Here is an 18,822-nt window from a genome sequence, read left to right as displayed (position 1 = left end):
GCCTCTATAAAAGTGACGGGGATCTTGAACGTGCTCGCCACTGCAGTGCGCGGAACGCCACCAATTCTTGACGACTCCTCTTCATACCGGACCCTTTGACCTGGAGATCAGCCGCATGGCCGTTCGCAACAGCAGCAAGACACTTCTCATGACGTTTGGTACCGCACTGGCGCTATCGGCCTGCGGTGGCGGTGCCGACCGTGTCGCTTCGCCGGGCGAGGGCGCGTTTCCGCCTGCACCGGCTCCCGCGCCGACGCCGGCACCCACGCCTGCGCCGACACCGGCACCGACCGGCCCGGCTGCAGATTGCCCGACCGGTTTTTCCAACGTCGGCACCATCGCCAGCAACACGCTGCGCGCCTGCCAGTTGCCGGAAACCGTCAATGGCAATCTGGTGGTGCCGGCACGCGCGGGCACCGTGTATTCGATCAGCGGTCGCGTCAATGTGGGCACCGACCGCGGCGGCAATGCCACCGCACCGGCCGCTGGCAGCACGCAGGGCATTTTGACCATCGAGCCGGGCGTGACCTTGTTCGGTTCGGCCGGTAGCGACTACATCGTGGTCAATCGCGGCTCGCAGATCTTTGCCGAAGGCAGCGCGACTGCACCGATTGTGTTCACCGCACGTCAGGCGCTGGAGGGCACGGTCAGCGCCAATACCATCGGTCTGTGGGGCGGCATCGTGGTGCTGGGTCGCGCGGCGATCAATAACTGCCCGGGGACCACGGTGTCCGGTACGCCGGAATGCCAGGCGCAGGTCGAAGGGACCAACGCGTTCTATGGCGGCAACAACGCTACCGACAACAGCGGTTCGATGCGCTACTTGCGCGTGATGTACTCGGGCTTCGAAATTTCGCCCAACAACGAATTGCAGGGCATCACGCTGGCCGGTGTGGGTAGCGGTACCAAGCTGGACTATGTGCAGATCCACAACAGCTCAGACGATGGCATCGAATGGTTCGGTGGCACGGTCAACGGTAGCCACCTGGTCATCACCGGTGCCGACGACGATTCGCTGGATACCGACGCTGGCTGGAACGGTGCACTGCAGTTCGGCATCGTGGTGCAGCGCGCCGGTGGCGGCGACCGCATGAACGAGTGGAGCAGCCTGCGTCGTCAGCCGTATTCGCGTCCTAAAGTGGCCAACTTCACATATGTGGGTAATGCGCGCGCCGGTGCGGCGATCATGCTCAACCAGGGCACCCAGGCGTCGTTCTACAACTCGGTGTTCACCCGTCCCGCCGGTGGTACCGGTGATGGCCTGGTGTGCTTGAACATGGCCGACACCGACACCGCCGGTACTTTCCACTCGGTGTTCTTTGCCTGTCCGACTGCATTCGGCAGCGACCCGCGTGCGGCTAGCCAGTTTGCGGCTGGCACCAACAACGTCGCCAACGGCGTGTCCACGCTACAGAACACCTTCGTCAACGGTGCCAACGAAACCGCCGTGCCGGCCTTCCAGGGCTTGAACGGGGTGAGCAGCTTCTTCCAGCAGGTGAACTACATCGGTGGCGTGCGTGATGCCAACGACACCTGGTGGCAGGGCTGGACCTGTGGCCTGACCGCCGACCGTCCCTGCTGAGGCATGGCATCACAAGGCGGCCATTGGTCGCCTTGTGATGCGTCCAGCTTCATCTTTCTGTTGCCAGGGCTCCCACGATGCGAACCTCAGCTGTTGCCCGTCTTTCGCGGACGGGCTTGTCTCTTTCCATTTCCACGTTGCTGATATCCGGCGCCGCCATGGCGCAGTCGACCACCAGCGCTGCCGGCGCCGGCAGCGATACCTCCAGCGCGGCCAGTACCAGTACGCCAAAGCAACTCGACCAGGTCGTGGTGCGTGGCGACTATATTCCCGAACCGATGCTGCAAACCTCCGAGGTGGCCTCGTTCGTGACGCGCGAAGACATGGAGCGCACCGGTGATGGCAGCGCTGCGGTGGCGCTGACGCGTGTCACCGGGCTGAGCCTGTCGCGTGGCAAGTATGTCTACGTGCGCGGCCTGGGCGAGCGCTATTCATCGGCGTTGTTCAACGGTTCGCCGCTGCCCAGCCCCGAGCCGATGCAGCGCGTGGTCCCGCTGGACCTGTTTCCCAGCGACGTGCTGGCCAGCGTGACCGTGCAAAAGACCTATTCGGCAGATTATCCGGGCGAATTCGGCGGTGGCGTGATCGATCTGCAATCGATGGAGATCCCCGACAAGCCGTTCCTGTCGTTCACCGTGGGTGGCGGCGCCAACAGCGTCAGCACCGGCGAAAAAGGTCTGACCTATTACGGCTCGGACGATGATGAGTGGGGCGTTGATGATGGCACCCGCAAGCAGCCTTCCGCATTGCGCGATGCGATCAAGACCGGCCGTCGCGTCGATCTGGGCAGCTTCTCGCGCGATGACATCCGCCGCATCGGGCGCAGTTTGAACAATCCCAACCTGTATGTGCTGCAGGAAAAGGACAGCATCGACCCGGACGTCAACGTCGGCGGCAGCGCCGGTTACAGCATGGATGTGGGCGAGGCGAAGCTGGGCATCATCGCCGTTGCCAGCTACGACAACGAATGGCGCACGCGCACCGGCAAACAGCAGGACGGCATCTTTGTCGGCGACAGTGTCGAGTTCAATTCCAATTACGACTTCGCCACCACCCGCAACAACGTGCGCACCAATGGCATGCTGGGGCTGGGCTGGGAATACGGCCGCCACAGCATCGGCTGGACCACACTGTACGTGCACGACACCTTGAAGGTGGCACGCAGCCGTACAGGTCGCGACGAGTTGGCCGGTTTCGATGTGCGCGACGACAACACCGAGTGGTACGCGCGGCAGTTGATCAACAACCAGCTCCGCGGCACGCATGCCTTCGGCGAATACGATGACCTGAAGATCGAATGGCGCGCTGCAGTGGCCAACGCCAGCCGCGATGTGCCTTACGAAACCGGCATTCGCTACGAACTGCTGGATGGCTATTGGACGCACGATGCGTCGCGTGTGCAGAACTACACGCGTTTCAGCAAGGTCGACGACAAGGTGGCCAGTGGTGGCGTGGATGTCACCTGGCGCCTGCCGATGGAGCACGATCTCACCATCAAGGGTGGTCTGGCCTATCTGGACAACGACCGCCGCGCGTGGAGCCGCGAATTCCGCTTCCTGGCGCTGGATGGCCCGCTGCCGTTCTTGAACCAGTATCAGCGCGTGGACTATCTGTTCTCCGATTACAACCTCAGCAACGATCTGCTGCGCCTGCGCGAAACCACCGGCAGTTTCGGTGCGGCTGCCTACGACGCCACCTTGAAGGTCAAGGCGGCGTATCTGCAGGCAGAGGGCGAAATCGTGCCGACGTTGCGGGCCACCGTCGGCGTGCGTTACGAAGACGCCACCCAGGCGGTGCATCCATACGACATCTTCAGCGGTACGCGCCAGGACGGCGTGGCACCGTTGCAGAACAGCTATGCGCTGCCGTCGGCCACGGTGACCTGGAACTTTGCCGAGAACCAGCAGCTGCGCTTGGGTGCGTCCAAGACCATCGCGCGCCCGCAATTCCGCGAGATGGCACCACAGCAGTACCTGGACCCGGACATCGACCGCCAGTTCTTCGGTAACCCGTTCCTGGTCGATAGCGAGCTGGCCAATCTGGATGCACGCTACGAATGGTTCTTCGAGCCGGGCCAGTACCTCACCGTCGGCGCGTTCTACAAGAACATCGACAAGCCGATCGAAGCCATCGTCAACGACGCGCCCGGCGGCGGCATCGTGCAGAGCTTCATCAACGCGCCCAAGGCCACGTTGTACGGCATCGAGCTGGAAGCCAAGAAGTATCTGGAGGTGCCGGTCGCGGCCGATTGGTGGGGCGACAAGCGCCTGTTCGTGTCCGGCAACTACACGCGCACCAAGTCCGAGGTGAGTGCCAGCGATGGCGACACGGTGCAGCCGTTCGGCTTCAGCGCACCGGTGCAGGCGACGTTGTTCATTCGCGATGGCTCCGCGTTGCAGGGACAGTCGGATGACATCGCCAACCTGCAGATTGGTGTGGAAAGCGAGAGCACGCGCAGCCAGGCCACGTTGATTGCCAATTACGTGGGCGAGCGGGTGTCGGCGCGTGGTCGTCCGGGGCAGCCGGATTACATCGACAAGCCGGGCACCTCGCTGGATCTGGTGATCAAGAAGGGCCTGGTGTGGTCAGGCGATACGTTGTCGGTGAATTTTGCCGCGCGCAATCTGCTCAAGACCAAATATCAGGAATATCAGAGGGTGGGCAGCCACCGGGTGGACCTGTACACCTACCAGCCCGGCATCAGCTATGACATCAGTGTGACGGCGCGTTTCTGATTTCACGTGTCGTTGGACGTAGGGCAAACGCCCGCTGTGCATCGCATGGCGGGCGTTTGCGGTTCTTGTGTGGCGCCGTGTGTCGGTCTGTGTCATCAATTTCTTCGAACTGACACATTGCCGCCGCATTCTGTCATCCAATCGAAATCCTGAGACGGATGTCTGCCTTGCAGCGCGCCTGGCCCTCGTTGAATTCCTTGTTGCTGGCGCCGGGCGTCCGCACTGCGGTGGCGTGCTGGGTGATCGCACTCCTGGTGCTACAAGGCGTGCGCTTGGTGTGGCTGATGCTCACCCCGATCGGGCCATTGGGAACTGGGCACAGTGGCTCGGTTAGCCCTGTCGACGTATCTGCACTGCGTCGCGACGTGTTCTACCGCACCGCGCCCGATGCCAATAGCGATGGCATCGTGCTGCACGGCGTGCGTGCTGGCGGGGCCCAGGCGGCCGCCTATCTCAGCGGCAGTGACGGCCGGCAAGGCGCATATCGCGTGGGCGACACGGTTGCGTCCGGCGTGGTGGTGCAGGCGATCGCGGTCGATCATGTGCTGTTGCGTGCTGGCGGCAGTGTGCGTCGCATTGCATTGAGTGAGGCAGCTGCTACGGGCGCATCGCTACCGGCTGCCGCAACCAGCGCAACCGCGCCGGTCGCCGTTGCCGCAGCAGTGCAATCGAATGTCGCGACGCCAGCAGGCGCCACCGCAGCCACCGCCGTCGACCCGCAGCAGTTGCTCGCCAGTGCCGGCCTGCGCGCCAGCGCCGATGGTGGCGGCTTCACCGTCATGCCGCGCGGCGATGGCGCACTGCTGCGGCAGGCCGGTCTGGCACCGGGCGATGTGCTGACCCAGATCAATGGCCGCACGCTCGATGCAGAACATCTGCGCGAGCTGCAGGACGAATTGCGCGATGGCCAGAGCGCCACGTTGACCTACCGCCGCAATGGCCAGACCCACACCATGACCTTGAAGCGCCCGCAATGACTGCTGTTCGCCCTCTCTGGCTGCTCTCGGCCACGTTGTTGCTCGCACTGCCTGCGCTGCCGATGACTGCACTGCATGCCGCCGATGCGCCGGCAGTCCGTCTGCAGGACGTGGATCTGCGTGCCTTCATCCAGGACGTCTCGCGTGCCACCGGCATCACCTTCATCGTGGACACGCGCGTGCAGGGTTCGGTCAACGTGGCGCGCGCGCAGGCGATGTCGGAAGCGGATCTGTTGGGCATGCTGCTGGCTGTGCTGCGTGCCAATGGATTGATTGCCGTCTCCAGCGGACCATCGACGTACCGCATCATTCCCGACGACACCGCTGCGCAACAGCCGGGTAGCGCCGCCAACGGCAACCTCGGATTCGCGACGCAAGTATTCACCCTGCAGCGCGTGGATGCGCGCAGTGCTGCAGACATTCTCAAGCCGCTGATTGGACGTGGTGGCGTCATCATGGCGATGCCGCAGGGCAATAGCCTGTTGATCGCCGACTATGCCGATAACCTGCGACGCATCCGCACGTTGGTGGCGCAGATCGACACCGACCGTGCAGCCATCGATACGGTGACGCTGCGCAATAGCTCGGCGCAAGAGCTGGCGCGTACCTTGACCTCGCTGTTCGGCCAAGTCGGGGAGCGCAGCAATGTGCTGTCGGTGTTGCCGGTGGAAAGCAGCAACTCCTTGATCGTGCGTGGCGACCCCGCGCTGGTGCAGCGTGTGGTGCGTACCGCAGTGGATCTGGACGGCCGCGCCGAGCGCCGTGGCGATGTCAGCGTGGTGCGCTTGCAACACGCCAGTGCCGAGCAGTTGTTGCCGGTGCTGCAACAGTTGGTCGGCCAGACCCCGGGCAACGAGACGCAGGCAGGGCAGGACACGCGCTCCAACGCAGTGGAGGTGGCCGCGGCCACCGGTGCTGCGCAGACGCAGGTGATCGCACCGGCGGCCGGCAAGCGCCCGGTGATCGTGCGCTACCCCGGCTCCAACGCCTTGATCATCAACGCCGACCCGGAAACCCAGCGTGCCTTGATGGATGTGATCCGGCAGTTGGACGTGCATCGCGAGCAGGTGCTGGTCGAAGCGATTGTGGTGGAAATTTCCGACACCGCCGCCAAGCGCCTGGGTGTGCAACTGCTGCTGGCAGGCCGCAACGGCACCGTGCCATTAATCGCGACACAGTACAGCGGCGCTTCGCCCGGCATCGTGCCGCTGGCTGCGGCGGCGGCCGGCACGCGCAGCAACAACGGCGAAGACGATTCGGTGCTGGAACAGGCACGTCATGTGGCTGCGCAATCGCTGCTCGGCTTGAGTGGTGGCTTGATCGGACTTGCCGGGCAAAGCAACGATGCGGTGTTCGGCATGATCATCGATGCGGTCAAGAGCGACACCGGCTCCAACCTGTTGTCCACGCCCTCGATCATGACGCTGGACAACGAGCAGGCACGCATCCTGGTAGGACAGGAAGTGCCGATCACCACCGGTGAAGTGCTCGGTGCGGCCAACGACAATCCGTTCCGCACCATCCAGCGCCAGGACGTGGGCGTGGAGCTCGAAGTGCGCCCGCAGATCAACACCGCCGGCGGCATCACACTGGCGATCAAACAAGAAGTCTCGGCGATTGCCGGGCCGGTCAGCGCGCAATCCTCGGAGCTGGTGTTCAACAAGCGCCAGATCGAAACCCGCGTGGTGGTGGAGAACGGCGCCATCGTCGCGCTCGGTGGCCTGCTCGATCAGAACGATCGCCAGACGGTAGAAAAAATACCGCTGCTTGGCGATGTCCCCGGCCTTGGCGCGTTGTTCCGGCACAAGTCGCGCAATCGCGACAAGACCAATCTGATGGTGTTCATTCGCCCAACCATCATCCGCGACGCAGCCGATGCCCAACGCATGACCGCGCCGCGCTACAACTACCTGCGCGACCGCCAGCTGGCCGATGGCGACCCGGAAGCCGCGCTCGATGCGCTGGTGCGCGACTACTTGCGTGCACAGCCACCGCAGGTGCCGACGGGCCCGTCGTCGGTTGTGCCGGCACCGGCAGCGACGCCTGCACCCACTGCACGTCCCCTGCAGCGTTGATGCCATGAACACCGCACGCGCCAGCATTTCGTATGCATTCGCCAAGCGCCACGGCGTCGTGCTGCTTGGGCGCGACACTGCTGCACAGATCGGCCTGCGAGAAGGGGGCGATGTGGAGGCGCTGATCGAGCTGCGCCGCGCATTGGGCATGCCGTTGCAGGTGCGCACACTGGCAGCGTCCGTGTTCGACCGGCATGTGTCGGAGATCTACGCCGACGCCGGGCTGGAACACGGTGTGCAGGTGGAAGCGCTGGATCTCCATGGCAGCCTGGATTCGTTGATCGATGACATCCCCACCGCCGATCTGCTCGACAGCCAGGACGATGCGCCGATCATCCGCCTGATCAACGGCATCATCGCCGAAGCCGCGCGGCTGGGTGCGTCCGACGTGCATCTTGAATCTTACGAATCGCGGCTGCGCGTGCGCCTACGCGTGGATGGCGTGATGCGCGAGGCGGCAAGGCTGCCCGGACGCATCGCGCCACTGCTGGTATCGCGCGTCAAGGTGATGGCACGGCTGGATATCGCCGAGAAACGTATCCCGCAAGACGGGCGCGTGTCGCTGGTGATGGGAGCCAAGGCGTTGGATGTGCGTGTTTCCACGTTGCCCACGCGCGGCAGCGAGCGGGTGGTGCTGCGTATTCTGGATAAAGAGCAGGGCACGCTGTCGCTGGCACAACTGGGCATGCCGCTGGCGGCGATGCACACCGTGCAGCGTGCATTGCAGGTGCCCAATGGCATCGTGCTGGTCACAGGTCCCACCGGCTCGGGCAAGACCACCACGTTGTACGCAGCGCTGAGCCTGCTCAACGATGGCTCGCGCAATATCCTCACCGTGGAAGACCCGGTGGAATACGCCATCGATGGCGTTGGTCAGACCCAGGTCAATGCACGCGTCGGCATGACCTTCGCCGCCGGCCTGCGCGCGATTCTGCGCCAGGACCCGGACGTGGTGATGATCGGCGAAATCCGCGATACCGAAACCGCGCAGATTGCGGTGCAGGCCAGCCTCACCGGCCATCTGGTGCTCTCCACCGTGCATACCAACGACGCCGTGGGTGCAGTCACGCGGTTGCGCGACATGGGCATCGAGCCGTTTCTGCTGGCATCGAGCGTGCGGCTGATTCTGGCGCAGCGGTTGGTGCGGCGCTTGTGCCCGCAGTGCCGCACGGTGCGGCCAATCGATGCCGGCACGCGTCAACTGCTGGATGCGCCAGCCGATGCAGTGATCTACACCGCCGTTGGCTGCAGCGTCTGCCACCACAGCGGCTATGCCGGGCGTGTAGGCATTTACGAAGCCATTGCGGTAGACGATGCGATGCGCCGCCTGATCGGCGATAACGCCGACGAAGACGCATTGGCTGCGGTGGCCTTCGCCCGCGCACCGCGACTGGCCGATGCGGCACGCGCTGCCGTGCTGCAAGGTCAGACCACACTGGAAGAAGCGCTGCGTGTGACCCGCCAACAGGACCACGCGCATGCCGCAGTTTGATTACACCGTCCTCGATCTGCACGGGCGCAACCGGCAGGGCGTGATCAGCGCCGACAGCGTGCACAGCGCACGTGCACAGCTGGAGCAGCGGCAATGGGTGCCGGTGCGCGTGGAAGTTGCCGCAGCGACCGCCAGCACGGCCGTGCGCGCAGCCCGCTTCAGCGGCAAGGATCTGGTGCTGTTCACCCGCCAACTCGCCACGCTGGTGGAAACCGCGCCGCTGGAAGAAGCCTTGCGCACCATCGGCACCCAGTCCGAACGCCGCGGCGTACGTCGGGTCACCAGCCAGACGCATGCGTCGGTGGTCGAAGGGTTTCGCTTGTCCGATGCGATGGCACGCCAGGGCAAGGCATTTCCCGCGTTGTACCGTGCAATGGTAGCCGCCGGCGAGAGTGCGGGCGCCTTGCCACAGGTGCTGGAACGCCTGGCCGATCTCCTCGAACGCCAAGCGCAGGTGCGCAGCAAATTGCAGTCTGCACTGGTCTATCCCGCTGCGCTCGCACTGACCGCCGGTGCGGTGGTCATCGTGCTGATGACTTTCGTGGTGCCCAAGGTGGTGGATCAGTTCGATTCGATGGGCCGCGCCTTGCCCTGGCTGACCCGTGCAGTGATTGGCGTATCGCATTTTCTGCTGCATGCAGGCATCCCGTTGTTGATCGCCTTGGTGGTCGCGGTGATTGCCGCGTTGCAGCTGCTTAAACGCCCCGCGCTGCGCCTGGCCGCGGACCGCGCGCGACTGCGTGCGCCACTGCTGGGCCGTCTGATCCGCGATCTGCATGCCGCGCGTATGGCACGCACGTTGGCGATCATGGTCAACAGCGGTTTGCCGTTGATGGAGGGCTTGATGATTGCCGCCCGCACCGTGGACAACCGCGCGTTGCGGCTGGCCACCGACAGCATGGTCACCGCGATTCGCGAAGGCGGCAGTCTGGCTGCCGCCATGAAGCGTGCGGGTGTGTTCCCGCCGACGCTGCTGTACATGGCTTCCAGCGGCGAAAACAGCGGGCGCCTGGCGCCGATGCTGGAGCGCGCTGCCGATTACCTGGAACGCGAATTCGAGTCGTTCACCACCGCCGCAATGAGCCTGTTGGAGCCGGCCATCATCGTGCTGCTGGGCGGCGTGGTTGCAGTGATCGTGTTGTCGATCCTGTTGCCCATACTGCAATTCAATACCCTCGCGCTTGGTTGAGCGCGGCCGCTTATCTCGGAGATCCTCATGCAGTCCATCCACTCCCGCGCACGCGTTGGCGCACTTACCGCACATCGACACAGGCGTGGTTTCACCCTGGTCGAACTGATGGTGGTCATCGTCATCATCGGTCTGCTCGCCACCGTGGTGATGATCAACGTGATGCCCAGCCAGGACCGCGCCATGGTGGAAAAGGCGCGCGCCGACGTCGCGGTGCTGGAACAGGCCCTGGAAACCTATCGCCTGGACAACCTCAGCTATCCGACTACCGAACAAGGCCTGCAAGCCTTGCTCAACCCGCCAAGCGGATTGACGCGCCTGGAGCGTTATCGGCAGGGCGGCTATATCCGCCGGCTGCCGGAAGATCCGTGGGGGCATGCGTATCAATATCGGCGTCCGGGGCGTCATGGCGGCTTCGACGTGTACTCGTTTGGTGCCGATGGCGCAGAAGGCGGCGATGCCGACAACGCAGATATCGGCAACTGGCGCTGAGTGCCGACAGTGTCTGCAGCCACGACCACTGCAAAGAGATCACCCATGTACATGCAAATGCATGCGGCGCGAGCACGTGCGCGCGGCTTCACACTGTTCGAAGTGCTGGCCGTCCTGGTGATGACTGCACTTGCCAGCACGCTGGTGGTGATGACCTTGCCGGATACGCGGCGTGATCTGCACGATCACGCCGACACACTGGCCAGCGCGCTGATGCGCGCGCGCGATGAGGCGATCATGAGCTTGCGCATGGTAGAGGTCAGCATCGATGCCGGCGGCTATGGGTTCCGTCGTCAGGCCCAGCAGCGCTGGATCGCGTTGGATGAAACGCCGTTCGTCGCCGTGCGTTGGCCGCAAGGCATCCAGGCGCAGCTGCCCGTCGGCAGCGAGCAACTGAGCGTGCGCTTCGACCCCACCGGTGCCGCCACGCCGCAAGGCATCGCCTTGGGGGATGGTCGGCAGCAGATGCACGTGGTGGTGGATGCGGCCGGTGTGGTGCAGGTCGATGCGCGATCTCGCTAACTCACGCGCATCGAGCGGATTCTCGCTGCTCGAACTCATGGTCGCACTGGCGATCTTCGGCATGGCCGTGGTCGGCTTATTGAATCTTTCCGGCGAGAGCGCCCGCACCGCCGTGGTGTTGGAAGAGCGCGCGCTGGCTGCGGTGGTGGCAGAAAATCAGGCGATCGAGGCTGCGCTGGCGCCGGCTGCCGCCATCCGTGCGCCTGCGAACGGGCAGGTCGTGCTCGGCGGTCGCAGTTGGGACTGGCAACGTCGGGCGCTGCCAGCCGGCGCGGCAGGCAGCGTGCGGGTCGAGGTGCGGGTGCGCGCCGCAGGCCAGGGGCAGGGGCAGGAAGTCGCCAGCCTCAGCGTCTTGCGGAGCGCCGAATGATCCGCGGGCAGCGCACGCGTGGCTTCACCTTGATTGAACTGCTGGTGGCATTGGCGGTGTTCGCATTGGTGGCCGCAGCAGCGGTCGGGGTGATGCGGCAGAGCATCGATCAACGCGATGCCGTGCGCGTGCGGTTGCATCAGATTCGCGACTTTCAGCTTGCCCACGGCCTGTTGCGCAGCGACCTGCAGCAGGCCGCCGTGCGCCGCACCCGTGCTGGCGATGGCAGCGCCGCACGTAGCGCCTTTGTCGCAAGCGCGGCCGGTACGCACGGGCCATTGCTTGGCTTTGTGCGGCGTGGCTGGAGCAATCCGGATCGGGCGCCGCGTGCATCACTGCAGTACGTGGAATACCGCGTGGTAGACGGACGGCTGGAGCGCAGTGCACGCTCCGCGCTCGACGGCGCAGCAGCCGGCACGCCGCAAGTGCTATTGCGCGGTGTGCGTTCGGCGGTGGTGGCATTCCATTACCGTGCGCAATGGAGCGATGGCTGGAGCGGCGGTCTGGAAGCATTACCCGATGCAGTCGCGCTGGAGCTGGACCTGGAGCACTGGGGGCGCGTGCGCCAATTGTTCCTGTTGCCGGAGGGACGCACATGAGGGCGCTGCATGCACCTGCGAGACAGCGCGGCGTGGCCTTGCTGACGGTGTTGCTGCTGGTTGCCGTGATGACCTTGCTGATGGCTGCCGTCCTGGACGATGTGCGCTTTGGTCTGCGCCGAAGCAGCAATGGCGAAGCGATGACACAGGCGCAGTGGTACGCCCTGGGCAGCGAGGCGGTCGCGCGACAACGGTTGCAGGCTTTGGCCAGGCGCGATCCATTGCGCACCACGCTGGACGGTGGCTGGAACGATCAGCCGATTCGCTTTCCGTTGGACAACGGTGCCGTGAGCGTGCGTGTGCGCGATCGCGGCGGCTGCTTCAATCTCAATAGCGTGGTCGTCGGTGCGCCCGAGCAATGGCAGCGTAGCGATGAGGGGGCACGTCAATATCGCGCATTGCTGGAAGTGCTCGGCATTGCCTCGCAACAGGCGCAGACGTTGACCGATGCATTGGTGGATTGGATCGACAGCGACACACAACCGGGTGCGCAAGGTGCCGAAGATGACCGCTACCTGCGGGCATCCGTGCCGCTGCGCACCGGTGCGACCTTGCTGGCAGGCGTCAGCGAACTGCGCGCCATCGTCGGCTATACGCCGCAGCTGATCGCGCAACTGCAGCCGTATGTCTGCGCATTGCCGGAGGGGCGCTTGTCGCCGGTCAATATCAACACGTTGCGGCTGGAAGACGCGCCGGTGCTGGTGGCGTTGACCGGCGGTGCATTGGCGTTGCCGGCGGCGCGACGCGTCATCGCTGCGCGGCCGGCTGGAGGGTGGCGCGACATCAGAATGTTCTTGAGCCAGCCGGCGCTGATGCAGGCTGAACTGTCCAATGCAGTATTGGAACAGCTCGAACTACGCACGCATTATTTCTCTCTCTACAGCCAGGTCGACCACGCCGGAGCGCAGGTCATGCTGGAAGCGCTGCTGCAACAGGAACCGGCTGGCCGGGTCCGACTGGTGGCGCGCCAATGGGGTTCCGACGAATGAGGACCAGCTTGCTATTGCTGCCAACCGATGCGGCCGCCGAGCCCATTGCGGCGCGCGTGGATACGCACGGGCAGGTGCAGTCGGTGGGAGCCGCCACCACGCCGCGCGCGCCGGCTGCACGCACCATCCTGGTGGTGCCGGGGGTGGATGTGCATCTACGCTGGTTGACCCTGCCTGGCCGCAGCATCGCGCAATCGGTGGCCGCTGCCCGCCTGCAGTTGGCCGAGCATCTGGCTGTCGAAACGCAGGCGTTGCATGTGGTGATTGCCGATCGTGCGGATGCCGATGGCACGCGCCTAGTCGCCGCGGTGGACAGCGGAGTCATGCAGCAGTGGTTGGCGCACGCAATGCAGTGCGGCGTCGTTCCCGATGCGGTAGTGCCAGATTGCCTGTTGCTGGAGCCTGGTGTCGATGCGGCAGCAGTGATGCACTGGGATGGCCGCTGGCTGATCCGCGGCGCAGGCTTGGCCTGCAGCCTGGAGCCGGAGGCTGCGCGCACGCTGCTGGGCGACCGCGTGCCGGCAGTGCCGCCGGCAGCCGACACTGCGCAGTCCATTGCCTGTTTTGCGCGCTGCGCGCCATATGCACCGATCAATCTCCTGCAGCACGCGTTTGCGACCAAGACGGCGGTTGTGCAAACGATCGGTCTGCGCCGGCTGGCGGCCTTGGCTGCATTGGTGTTGCTATCGCCGGTGGTGCTGTTGCTGGCGCAGACATTGCGCTACGAGATCGGTGCGCGGGTGCTGCACGCACGTGCCGCCACGCAGTTGGGTGTGCGCGATGCAGCCGCGGTGCCAGCCGCATTGCAGACGCGTCGGCAGGCCGGGACGGCGACCGATCGCTTGGCGGTGCAATTGAGCACCTTGTTCGCAGCAGTCGATACTCTTCCGGCTGCAGAACTGGATCAGCTGGACTACACCGCCACACGGCCGTTGCGCGCGACGTTGCTACACACCGATGACGCCAGTCTGCAACAGCTCTCGGCGCGGCTGGCCGAGGCAGGCTGGCACGTGGAGCCCGGCAGCAGCCAGGTCGAAGGCGACCGCCTGCGCACGCCGTTCGCACTGGAGCCGTTGCGATGAACGCAGCGTTGCAACGCGGCACGCAGTGGTGGCAGACGCGTGCGCCGCGAGAGCGGCTCATGCTGGGCGTGATGTGCGCAGCGCTGGCGGCATTCGTCGGCTGGTATGCACTTTACACCCCATTGTGGCACTGGCATGCCAGGGCCTGGGCGCACTATGCCGATGCAGCGCAGCTGGTTCTCGATGTATCTACGAAGGCGGCAACAACCAACCGCATTGCCGCACCGGGCCCGGTGGCATTGGCCGGGATCATCGCCAGCAGCGCGCGCGATGCCGGCGTCAGCATTACGTCTCAGCAACGTCGCGCTGCGGGCGGGGTAGACGTACAGATCGACGCGGTCGGGGCTGCCGCCTTGTTCGGCTGGCTCGAGCGGCTGCGGCAAGCACATGGTTTAGCGCCGACGCAGCTGAGCGTCGTGCGCGATCAGGGCCAACTCCGCGTACGCTGCAGCTTTGCGGAATCGGCACCGTGACACGTCTGCGTTGGGCCTTGATCCTCGTGCTGATGCTGGGTGTTGCCTTGATCGCGTCGCTGCCCTTGCGCCTGGTGCTGCCACGCGAAGGGCTGCCGTTCTCGGTGCTGGACGTGGAGGGCTCGATATGGGCCGGCACGTTGCGGCAGGTGCAATGGCAGGGCATCGCGTTCGGCGATGTCGCAGTCCGACCGCGCGTTTGGCCGCTATTGCGTGGCCAGCGTCAGGTGCACTTACAGTCCACGCAGCTGCAACTGCTGTTGGTGGATGGCGCGCAACACGGCATTCGCAATGCACAGGGCCAGCTGCTGTTGCATCAGCCAGGTGACGTGGCGCTGATCGATCTGGTCGTGCAGCTGCAGCAGGTCGATCTGCTATTTGATGCCACCGGCTGCGTGCAGGCGCGTGGGCGGGTCAGCCTGCAACTGCTGGCCAGCGGCACGGGCGACCTTCCTGGTCTGCCGCCGTTGCAGTTGTCCGGGCAGCCGCAGTGCATGGATGACGCCGCCATGCTGACTCTGCTGCCAGACGCGGCGTTGCCTGCCGGCGTGCAGGCCGAGGCGCAGTTGCAACTCTGGCGCGATGGACGCTGGCAACTGCAGTCGCGCGTCGATCCAGCGCAGGACGCGGTGCTGGGCATCGGACTGCAATTGCTGGGCTTTACTGCTACCCCGGAGCGCGGGTTTTTGCGCAATGACCAGGGGCAAGTGCGCTAGAAGCGGTATCACTGGCTGCGCACCATCGCATCGGCCTTCTGCACCATGAGCGTGCATGCGTCGCGGTTGGCGTGTTCGTTTCAGGCGTCTGGCTGGCAGGCTGGCTCGTCCGTTGACAACGTTGTCGTTTTGGCGCGTCACAGAGTCATCGCAGTACGCGTTCGCCTGAGCCAGGACGCGCGATACCTGCTTGGAACACACATGAGCACGCTGCAAAGGACTGTGACGCAGCCCGCACTGACTGCGAAGCTATGACTACAACGTGGATTGCACAGAATTGGTCTGGTCACCAAAAATTGATCAGTGACTGGTCCTGTGACAACGATGCCCAGTACCCACGCAATATCCTTGTGCGAACCGTTGAAGGTCAATGAAGGCAGGGATCGGGTGCGTCGTCAGGGAGCTTTCAAACACTTTCGAAAGTGACTGTTGACACGATCTTTTAGAGACCATAAGAATCAACTTCACTGAATTGGTACTTTCCAGTCAGGGCCGTTGATCAGCAATGGCATGCGGTGTCCGTCCCGGGAGGGACGCGGCATCGGCACCCACGGGGGGCCGTATGGGGTGCTCGCAGACAACAGATCGCAGGCGGTTCCGGACGGCCGGGACTGGTGACCTGTGCGCGTGTGGTTGGGTTGCCAGCCCCGGGATCTGTCATCGCTGATCGATCGGAATGCCAGTCGCGTCGTCGTCCAGCCATTCCACTTCAGGATCTCTCATGTCGCCTCTCCCGCGTGCCTCGCTGCGTTGTTGTTCGCCCTCGTCGCTGTCCCTTGCCATTGCGCTGTCGCTGCTTGCTTGCGGCGCCAACGCGCAGACACAGGACGCAGCGTCGGCAGCATCGGCACAGATCTCCCAGCTCGACACCATCAAGGTCACCAGCTCGTACCAGAAGAGCCTGATCACCGCGATGGACAACAAGCGCGACGATGTGCGCATGACCGATGGCATCTCGGCGCAGGACATCGGCAAGTTTCCTGCCGAGAACATCGCCGAGGCGATCCAGCGCATTCCCGGCGTGCAGATCTCCACCATCAACGGGCGCGGTTCCACCATCAGCGTGCGTGGCCTTGGGCCGCAGTATTCGGCCACCACGATCAACGGCCAGGTGATCAAGAGCGCCGACTTCACCGACGGGTTCCGCTACGACATCATCCAGCCGGAAGTGGCCGCCGGGATCGAGGTGATCAAATCGCCGTCGGCGGACATGGATGCCGGTGGCCTGTCCGGCACGGTCAACATCAACACCACCAAACCGCTGGACTACCAGCAGACCAAACTGTTGTTCTCGGCCAAGACCCAGTACTCCGAATTTGCCGGCGGCTCGCCAACGCCCAAGGGAGTGCTCACTTATATCGATCAGTTCAAGTTCGGTGGTGGCGATCTGGGTGTGTTTCTCAGCGCCGGCTATCAGAAGCTCAAGGACCGCGCCGATTATCTGTGGATCGACCGTTGGTATACGCAAGCCACCGACGTCGGCACGTTGTATATCCCACGCCGTCCGCGCTATCGCTCGATCGAGCGCGAGACCACGCGCAAGATGTTCAATGGCGGGTTGCAATGGAAGCCTAGCGAGCAGCTGGAGATGAACCTCACTGCGCTGTATTCGCAGGACAGGACCGCCAACGACATGAACCAGCTGGTGTACTCGTTCGAGCGCAGTCCGCTGACGGTGCTGCAGACCAACGGGCTGACCGCCACACAGGTGGCGGCGTCGGATTACTGGCTGGAAAACAACCACCAGATCGAACAGCACGATCTGTCCACCCAGTTGCTCACCTACGACTTCAAGTGGAAGGGCGATGCCTGGACGCTGAGTGGCGCGGCCAACTACACCCAGGGCAAGACCGACGAGAACGAGCGCGCCGCGATCCTGGGCCGGATTCCCTCGGCAACGCTGCTGGATACCTCCAATCCCGACGCGATCTCGCTGACCACCGATGCCGACGCCGACGACGCCAGTGCCTGGAACAAGGCCAATCTGGTGCGTAGCGAATATCCCAACGGCTCCATCCAGTCGCTCAGCAACAAGGAATGGTCGCTGCAACTGGATGCCGAACGGTATCTGGACCTGGGCGCGTTGAACGCAGTGCGCTTCGGTGGCAAATACCGCCGCGAAACCTTCGATCGCGATGTGCGCAGGCGCGATTTCCTCTATCTGCTCAGGACCGGTGCGGTCTCGGGCTTCGACATGTTCCCGGAACTGTCGGCCGCCAGCAGCACGGTCAGCAACTTCCTCGACGGACAACTGGCCTCGCAGGACAGCTGGGTCACCCCGGACGTCGCAGCGTATGCGCGCTCGCTGGCGGCCGCGGGCATCACCGTGCCGGTGCTGTTCGCACCGCAGAGCAGCTACAGCATCGAGAACGACATTTCCTCCGCCTATGCAATGGCGCGCATCGACACCGACATCGGCAGCATGCGTCTGCGCGGCAACCTCGGCATGCGCTACGAAAATACCAAGCGCACCACCGACACCTATCTGACTCAGGCGCAAGCCGCGAGCGACGACGCCAATGTGGTGGTGGGCACCGCGCGTGCGCCGTACGAATATTCCAATTGGTTGCCCAGCCTGAACCTGGTGCTGGACATGCGCGAAGACCTGCTGCTGCGTTTTGCGGCCGCCAAGGTCCTGGTGCGACCGATTCTGGACAGCAACACCGCCATCGCGTCGACGATCTCCACCGGCACCAATACCGGCGGCACCACCACCTATGTCGTCACCCAGGGTCAGACCGATCTGAAGGCGCTGACCGCCGACCAGGCCGACCTGAGTCTGGAGTGGTATTACGGCAACGGCGGCGCGCTGACCGTGGCCGGGTTCTGGAAAAACATCAAGAACGGCACCTTCAACAGCATCGTCTGCCCGGCCGCCTTCAACGGCACTGCGCTGTCCAGCAATGCAGCCGGCGACTGTGTGAGCAGTAACGGCGATATCTACGAGATCACCGCCACCACCAATGATCCGAGCAAGGTCAAGATTCGCGGTTACGAGCTGGGATGGACGCAATCGCTGGATGCCTGGTTGCCGATCGATGGCTTTGGGGTCACCACCAACTTCACCCGGGTGATTCCGCAGCGCGATACCGATTTCAAGATCCGCAACCTGTCCGAACAAACCTGGAACGCCACCGCGTACTGGGAGCGCGCGCATTACTCGGCACGCGTGTCGCTCAATCATCGCAGCGAGTACGAACAGGACAGCAGCGACAGCTTCTTCGCGCGCGAAGGCCACATCATGAAGGCGCGCACGCAATTGGATGCAGTGCTTGGCTATCAGGTCAACGACAAGCTGAGTTTCCAGCTGGGCGGCCTGAATCTCACCAACCGAAAGGAAGAAGCGTACAAGGACATCCCCAGCCGCTGGCAGATGACCGGCGTCACCGGTCGCAGCTACTACCTGTCGATGCAGTGGGACATGCTTTGATGCGGGGACGCAATGCCTCGGGCCGCCGTGCACAGCGGCGTGCGGCGGCCAGCAGTGAGGGTAACGGTGCTGGTGCAGGGCAAGCGAGCCGTGCAGTGC

General features: G+C 64.1%; 15 protein-coding genes. All 15 read left to right on the top strand.

Going from position 1 to position 18,822, the window contains the following annotated elements; translation table 11 throughout:
* Positions 1-115 precede the first annotated feature (115 nt).
* The 15 genes from XpruCFBP8353_RS07900 (at position 116) to XpruCFBP8353_RS07830 (ending at position 18,723) form a co-directional block, all read left to right on the top strand.
* The gene (locus tag XpruCFBP8353_RS07900; protein ID WP_162300979.1) at positions 116-1,582 is read left to right on the top strand and encodes a hypothetical protein; all 1,467 of its coding nucleotides are present in this window, start codon (positions 116-118) and stop codon (positions 1,580-1,582) included.
* A 77-nt stretch (positions 1,583-1,659) separates the two neighbouring features.
* On the top strand, positions 1,660-4,317 hold the full coding sequence (locus XpruCFBP8353_RS07895; protein ID WP_101362738.1) for a TonB-dependent receptor domain-containing protein: 2,658 nt from the start codon (positions 1,660-1,662) through the stop codon (positions 4,315-4,317).
* A 158-nt stretch (positions 4,318-4,475) separates the two neighbouring features.
* The gene (locus tag XpruCFBP8353_RS07890; protein WP_101362737.1) at positions 4,476-5,294 is read left to right on the top strand and encodes a type II secretion system protein N; all 819 of its coding nucleotides are present in this window, start codon (positions 4,476-4,478) and stop codon (positions 5,292-5,294) included.
* Positions 5,291-7,369 carry a type II secretion system secretin GspD gene (gene gspD / locus XpruCFBP8353_RS07885; protein ID WP_101362736.1) on the top strand — a complete coding sequence of 693 codons (2,079 nt, stop codon included), beginning with the start codon at positions 5,291-5,293 and terminating at the stop codon, positions 7,367-7,369. Before XpruCFBP8353_RS07890 ends, gspD begins: the two co-directional genes overlap by 4 nt.
* Positions 7,314-8,861 (top strand): type II secretion system ATPase GspE, encoded by a 1,548-nt coding sequence (gene gspE, locus XpruCFBP8353_RS07880; protein WP_101362735.1) that lies wholly within the window; start codon positions 7,314-7,316, stop codon positions 8,859-8,861. The genes gspD and gspE overlap by 56 nt, the downstream gene beginning before the upstream one ends.
* Positions 8,848-10,050: a type II secretion system inner membrane protein GspF gene (gene gspF, locus XpruCFBP8353_RS07875; protein WP_101362734.1), complete on the top strand. Its 1,203-nt coding sequence runs from the start codon at positions 8,848-8,850 to the stop codon at positions 10,048-10,050. The genes gspE and gspF overlap by 14 nt, the downstream gene beginning before the upstream one ends.
* Before the next feature lie 27 nt (positions 10,051-10,077).
* Entirely contained in the window at positions 10,078-10,542 is a 465-nt protein-coding gene (gspG, locus tag XpruCFBP8353_RS07870) for a type II secretion system major pseudopilin GspG (RefSeq protein WP_101362733.1), read from the top strand.
* Between the two features lie 51 nt (positions 10,543-10,593).
* A complete protein-coding gene (locus tag XpruCFBP8353_RS07865; RefSeq protein WP_101363076.1) occupies positions 10,594-11,064 on the top strand; it encodes a GspH/FimT family pseudopilin in 471 nt (156 codons plus the stop codon).
* Positions 11,048-11,434: a type II secretion system minor pseudopilin GspI gene (gene gspI, locus XpruCFBP8353_RS07860; RefSeq protein ID WP_101362732.1), complete on the top strand. Its 387-nt coding sequence runs from the start codon at positions 11,048-11,050 to the stop codon at positions 11,432-11,434. The genes XpruCFBP8353_RS07865 and gspI overlap by 17 nt, the downstream gene beginning before the upstream one ends.
* A complete protein-coding gene (gspJ, locus tag XpruCFBP8353_RS07855) occupies positions 11,431-12,033 on the top strand; it encodes a type II secretion system minor pseudopilin GspJ (protein WP_101362731.1) in 603 nt (200 codons plus the stop codon). The genes gspI and gspJ overlap by 4 nt, the downstream gene beginning before the upstream one ends.
* Positions 12,030-13,022: a type II secretion system minor pseudopilin GspK gene (gene gspK, locus XpruCFBP8353_RS07850; RefSeq protein WP_101362730.1), complete on the top strand. Its 993-nt coding sequence runs from the start codon at positions 12,030-12,032 to the stop codon at positions 13,020-13,022. Before gspJ ends, gspK begins: the two co-directional genes overlap by 4 nt.
* Positions 13,019-14,104 (top strand): type II secretion system protein GspL, encoded by a 1,086-nt coding sequence (gene gspL, locus XpruCFBP8353_RS07845; RefSeq protein ID WP_101362729.1) that lies wholly within the window; start codon positions 13,019-13,021, stop codon positions 14,102-14,104. Before gspK ends, gspL begins: the two co-directional genes overlap by 4 nt.
* The gene (gene gspM, locus XpruCFBP8353_RS07840) at positions 14,101-14,577 is read left to right on the top strand and encodes a type II secretion system protein GspM (RefSeq protein WP_101362728.1); all 477 of its coding nucleotides are present in this window, start codon (positions 14,101-14,103) and stop codon (positions 14,575-14,577) included. Before gspL ends, gspM begins: the two co-directional genes overlap by 4 nt.
* Before the next feature lie 5 nt (positions 14,578-14,582).
* The gene (gspN, locus tag XpruCFBP8353_RS07835; RefSeq protein WP_165786159.1) at positions 14,583-15,293 is read left to right on the top strand and encodes a type II secretion system protein N; all 711 of its coding nucleotides are present in this window, start codon (positions 14,583-14,585) and stop codon (positions 15,291-15,293) included.
* Between the two features lie 721 nt (positions 15,294-16,014).
* Complete coding sequence (locus XpruCFBP8353_RS07830; protein WP_101362726.1) at positions 16,015-18,723, top strand: TonB-dependent receptor; 2,709 nt, start codon at positions 16,015-16,017, stop codon at positions 18,721-18,723.
* Positions 18,724-18,822: the final 99 nt, after the last annotated feature.

This window comes from Xanthomonas prunicola (genome assembly GCF_002846205.1).
Taxonomy (GTDB): Bacteria; Pseudomonadota; Gammaproteobacteria; order Xanthomonadales; family Xanthomonadaceae; genus Xanthomonas; species Xanthomonas prunicola.
This window is presented reverse-complemented; position numbering and strand designations above follow the sequence as displayed.

What these genes read in the sequence shown, in the direction of transcription:
- XpruCFBP8353_RS07890 (WP_101362737.1), top strand. Translation starts at nt 4,476, where the DNA reads ATGTCTGCCTTGCAGCGCGCCTGGCCCTCGTTGAATTCCTTGTTGCTG.
- XpruCFBP8353_RS07865 (WP_101363076.1), top strand. Translation starts at nt 10,594, where the DNA reads ATGCAAATGCATGCGGCGCGAGCACGTGCGCGCGGCTTCACACTGTTC.
- gspL (WP_101362729.1), top strand. Translation starts at nt 13,019, where the DNA reads ATGAGGACCAGCTTGCTATTGCTGCCAACCGATGCGGCCGCCGAGCCC.
- XpruCFBP8353_RS07900 (WP_162300979.1), top strand. Translation starts at nt 116, where the DNA reads ATGGCCGTTCGCAACAGCAGCAAGACACTTCTCATGACGTTTGGTACC.
- gspF (WP_101362734.1), top strand. Translation starts at nt 8,848, where the DNA reads ATGCCGCAGTTTGATTACACCGTCCTCGATCTGCACGGGCGCAACCGG.
- gspM (WP_101362728.1), top strand. Translation starts at nt 14,101, where the DNA reads ATGAACGCAGCGTTGCAACGCGGCACGCAGTGGTGGCAGACGCGTGCG.
- gspJ (WP_101362731.1), top strand. Translation starts at nt 11,431, where the DNA reads ATGATCCGCGGGCAGCGCACGCGTGGCTTCACCTTGATTGAACTGCTG.
- gspI (WP_101362732.1), top strand. Translation starts at nt 11,048, where the DNA reads ATGCGCGATCTCGCTAACTCACGCGCATCGAGCGGATTCTCGCTGCTC.
- XpruCFBP8353_RS07895 (WP_101362738.1), top strand. Translation starts at nt 1,660, where the DNA reads ATGCGAACCTCAGCTGTTGCCCGTCTTTCGCGGACGGGCTTGTCTCTT.
- gspG (WP_101362733.1), top strand. Translation starts at nt 10,078, where the DNA reads ATGCAGTCCATCCACTCCCGCGCACGCGTTGGCGCACTTACCGCACAT.
- XpruCFBP8353_RS07830 (WP_101362726.1), top strand. Translation starts at nt 16,015, where the DNA reads ATGTCGCCTCTCCCGCGTGCCTCGCTGCGTTGTTGTTCGCCCTCGTCG.
- gspK (WP_101362730.1), top strand. Translation starts at nt 12,030, where the DNA reads ATGAGGGCGCTGCATGCACCTGCGAGACAGCGCGGCGTGGCCTTGCTG.
- gspD (WP_101362736.1), top strand. Translation starts at nt 5,291, where the DNA reads ATGACTGCTGTTCGCCCTCTCTGGCTGCTCTCGGCCACGTTGTTGCTC.